This window comes from Haliea salexigens DSM 19537 (assembly GCF_000423125.1).
Lineage (GTDB): Bacteria > Pseudomonadota > Gammaproteobacteria > Pseudomonadales > Halieaceae > Haliea > Haliea salexigens.
Window position 1 is genome coordinate 1 of sequence record NZ_AUHJ01000076.1, and the last position, 1,203, is coordinate 1,203.

A 1,203-nucleotide genomic window follows, 5' to 3' on the forward strand; every position below is an offset into this window, starting at 1 on the left:
ATTTTAATTAAAAGGAAGTAATGATCATGAAACGGATTTTTGTACTCTCTCTATTCATTTGTATTTTTATTTCCAGTTGTGGATTGCTGCCAAATTTCATTACAAGACCGACCGACTATATAAGCTATGGGTCGAGAATACAGGCTGATGAATATCCTCATTTACTAGAGCTATCTTATAAAACATTCTCTGTATTGGAGGGGGAGGGGGAAAAAGAAGCTGAGATCCGAAGGACAAACTTCGACAGTGAATCAGTTCCTGATGGTGGGAGGATAATACTTACAGTATTTGCACCAACAATTGATTCAGCAGATGCGAAGTTTTGGGAAGTAAGGGTTGAAGATCTCAATGGGGATATCCTGAAGAGGAAAGAAGGGAAGCCGAGCATTCCTGAATTTGTTATCGTTCACGGATCGACATTCTGGTTTAGCACGATAATTGTTGATATGAGAGAGCCAATGCCAGAACCGTTCAAAGTATTTGTCTATGATCACATAACGAAGCAACAAAGCTCGTTTCTAATAACTCCAGCATAACCTGATTGTCTTGCGATTTCGTTAATATCAATAGTATTAAAATTTTAAGAAAAGGCTCCCGCCTTTTTCAGCAGGTCGTAGAGATAGGTCGCCTCCCCTGCCAGCCCTGCCTTGTCCTTTATCTTCGCACCCTCGGCCCGGGTCAGTGACAGGGTCACCTTGTAGTCGCGCTTGTCCTCAGGGCGCTTGCGAGGCCGCCCTATAGCCTTCTGCTTGGTAGGGGGCGCGACCGGGGCGCTCCTCTCCTGGTGCGTGGGCTGTTCCGGCTCAGGCGCCTTTGCCGGCAGTATGGGGTTGGGCTTCTTGTCCTGCTTCAGCGCGGAGAGGTTGTTCTTACTGGGCATGGCTCACCTCGTCTATGTGATCGTAGATGGCATCAAACTGGGCCGCGATGTCCCGGTAGGTATAGGCTGCCAGGGGATCGGATTCGCGAAGCTGGTGAATGGACTTCTCCCGTTCGAAGATCACGTCGAACACGGCGGAGAGCTTGAGCGGCAGCACCGGGACATCGAATCCCGCCTCTTTCACCGCCCCTGCCACGTTCTGGAAGTCGCTGCTCTCGGTCCAGTCCTTGTCGAACTGCTCCTTCTTGCCCTTCTTCAGCTTGGTGGCGACGACCAGGATATTGCCGGTATACCCCAGCTTGGCGATCTCTCGCAGGGTCCCT

3 protein-coding genes are annotated in these 1,203 nt (G+C 49.9%); 1 reads left to right on the forward strand and 2 read right to left on the reverse strand.

What is annotated here, in order from left to right; genetic code table 11:
• Positions 1 to 26 precede the first annotated feature (26 nt).
• Positions 27 to 536 (forward strand): hypothetical protein, encoded by a 510-nt coding sequence (locus tag G533_RS24740; protein ID WP_144079978.1) that lies wholly within the window; start codon positions 27 to 29, stop codon positions 534 to 536.
• 44 nt (positions 537 to 580) lie between these two features.
• Here the strand turns inward: G533_RS24740 and G533_RS0119395 are convergent, their stop codons facing one another.
• Entirely contained in the window at positions 581 to 880 is a 300-nt protein-coding gene (locus tag G533_RS0119395) for a hypothetical protein (RefSeq protein WP_027951311.1), read from the reverse strand.
• Positions 870 to 1,203 (reverse strand): hypothetical protein (locus G533_RS24875; protein ID WP_035529383.1); only part of this gene is annotated, 334 nt, incomplete at its 5' end. The genes G533_RS0119395 and G533_RS24875, both read right to left, overlap by 11 nt.

Coding starts and splice junctions, on each gene's coding strand:
- G533_RS24740 (WP_144079978.1), top strand. CDS start 27: ATGAAACGGATTTTTGTACTCTCTCTATTCATTTGTATTTTTATTTCC.
- G533_RS0119395 (WP_027951311.1), bottom strand. CDS start 880: ATGCCCAGTAAGAACAACCTCTCCGCGCTGAAGCAGGACAAGAAGCCC.